The sequence below is a fragment of the Algoriphagus sp. genome (genome assembly GCF_024642405.1).
Classification (GTDB): Bacteria; Bacteroidota; Bacteroidia; order Cytophagales; family Cyclobacteriaceae; genus Algoriphagus.
Window position 1 is genome coordinate 1 of record NZ_JAHEBC010000491.1, and the last position, 2,262, is coordinate 2,262.

Consider the following 2,262-nt stretch of genomic DNA (forward strand, 5'->3'; position numbering starts at 1 on the left):
TTGAAAAAGCTTTACGCCCTTTAAGTTTTGAGGACTTCACAGGACAATTCAAAATTGTTGAGAATTTGCGGGTTTTTGTTCTGGCTGCCAGTAAACGAAATGAACCGCTTGATCATGTTTTGCTACATGGACCTCCTGGGCTTGGCAAGACGACTTTAAGCTATATCATTGCTAACGAATTAAAGGCAGGAATAAAAATCACTTCTGGGCCTGTATTGGACAAACCATCCGATTTAGCAGGTTTACTTACCAATCTGGAAGAGGGTGACGTGTTATTCATAGATGAAATACATAGGCTTAATCCGATTGTAGAGGAATATCTTTATTCTGCAATGGAGGATTTCAGAATAGATATTATGCTTGATTCTGGACCAAATGCGAGATCTGTACAAATTAACCTAAGTCCATTTACATTAATAGGTGCTACAACAAGATCTGGTTTATTGACTTCACCACTTCGTGCTCGTTTTGGGATCAATTCCAGATTGGAATATTATGATGCAAAACTATTGACAGATATCGTTAGTCGTTCAGCAGGGATTCTTCAAACCCCAATCGATGAGGTGGCGGCTTTTGAAATCGCAAGAAGAAGTCGGGGTACACCTAGGATTGCAAATATGCTTCTACGCAGAACTCGTGACTTTGCTGAAGTAAAAGGGGATGGAACCATTACACTTGAAATTTCTAAGATTGCTCTTGATGCTTTGGATGTGGATATGAATGGGTTGGATGAAATGGATAATCGAATTTTAATGACCATTATCGAAAAATTCAAAGGAGGACCGGTTGGACTGAGTACCATCGCTACGGCTTGTGGAGAAGAAGCAGAAACAATAGAGGAAGTATATGAACCTTTTTTGATACAAGAAGGGTATTTGAAGCGTACTGCCCGGGGTCGAATGGCAACAGAACTTGCTTACAAACATTTGAATATCAAGCCTACCCAAGGAATGGGAGGGTTGTTTGACGGGGTATAAAAAAACCGACTGAGATTGATTTCTCAGTCGGTTTTTTCATTTTTTATGGACCAATTACTTTTTTAAAGTAGCCATATCAATTACAAATCGATATCTCACGTCTCCTGCAATTGTCCGCTCATAAGCCTCGTTTATCTGATCCATAGCGATCACTTCTACATCCGAAACAATTCCATGCTCAGCGCAAAAATCAAGCATTTCTTGGGTTTCTTTGATCCCTCCGATTAGTGATCCAGCAAGACTTTTTCTACCAAAAATCAATGATGTAGCATGGATAGTTTCTGGAGTAGGTGGTACACCAACTAAAACCATCACACCATTTGTCCTCAATAAATTCAAATAGGTAGAATAATCATGAGAGGCAGATACAGTATCGATAATCAAATCATAAGTACCCTTTAACTTTTTAAGATTCTCAGGATTTGTAGTAAGTTCAAAGTGATGAGCTCCAAGAGAGTCTGCGTCTTTTGCTTTTTCAGGAGATCTACTTAGCATAGTGACTTCAGCTCCCATACCCGCAGCGAGTTTAACCGCCATGTGGCCTAATCCACCCAATCCTACTACGGCTACCTTATCTCCTTTTTTTACATTCCAGTGTCTCAAAGGAGAATAAGTCGTAATTCCTGCGCAAAGCAAAGGTGCAACTCCTTCAATTGGTAACTTATCTGATACGGAAAGCACAAACTTTTCAGTAACTACAATATGGGTGGAATAACCTCCATAGGTTATCGTCTTCTTATCTTGAAGATAAGAGCTGTAGGTTCCTGACATTCCGTTTTCACAGAATTGCTCTAAATCCTCCTCACAGCTGCCGCACTTTCCACAGGAATCGACCATACAACCTACGCCAACGGTGTCACCAACTTTGTGTTTACTTACTTCAGATCCAACTGAAATCACTTTTCCAACAATCTCATGTCCTGGAACAATAGGGAATATGGTTCCTCCCCATTCGTTTCTAGCCATGTGAATATCCGAGTGGCAAACGCCACAATATAAAATCTCTATTTCTACATCTTTTGGCCCCGGTGTTCTTCTTATTAAATCAAATGGACCAAGAGGTTGATCTGCATGTTTTGCAGCATATGCTTTTACGTTTGTCATGAAAAATTATGGTTAAAGGTTCTAATTAATGTCAATTACAAAAGGATACTTTTTTAAGTTGTTTAACCTGAAAATAAATAGTTTTTAGGCCGAGGTTCAGGAATCTTCTCCTCTTATTATTCTTCAGAAAAATCTAAATCTTTAGCGGCTTCTTTGTCAAGATACCAAGTTAAGTCTTCAC

General features: G+C 39.3%; 2 protein-coding genes. One reads left to right on the forward strand and one right to left on the reverse strand.

Annotated features, from left to right (window positions below):
• The coding region (ruvB, locus tag Q0L68_RS19715) for a Holliday junction branch migration DNA helicase RuvB (protein WP_296705953.1) at positions 1 to 977 on the forward strand (977 nt) is incomplete at its 5' end.
• A 54-nt stretch (positions 978 to 1,031) separates the two neighbouring features.
• Here ruvB and Q0L68_RS19720 read toward each other — a convergent pair.
• Complete coding sequence (locus Q0L68_RS19720) at positions 1,032 to 2,081, reverse strand: NAD(P)-dependent alcohol dehydrogenase (RefSeq protein WP_296705954.1); 1,050 nt, start codon at positions 2,079 to 2,081, stop codon at positions 1,032 to 1,034.
• Between the last annotated feature and the right edge of the window lie 181 nt (positions 2,082 to 2,262).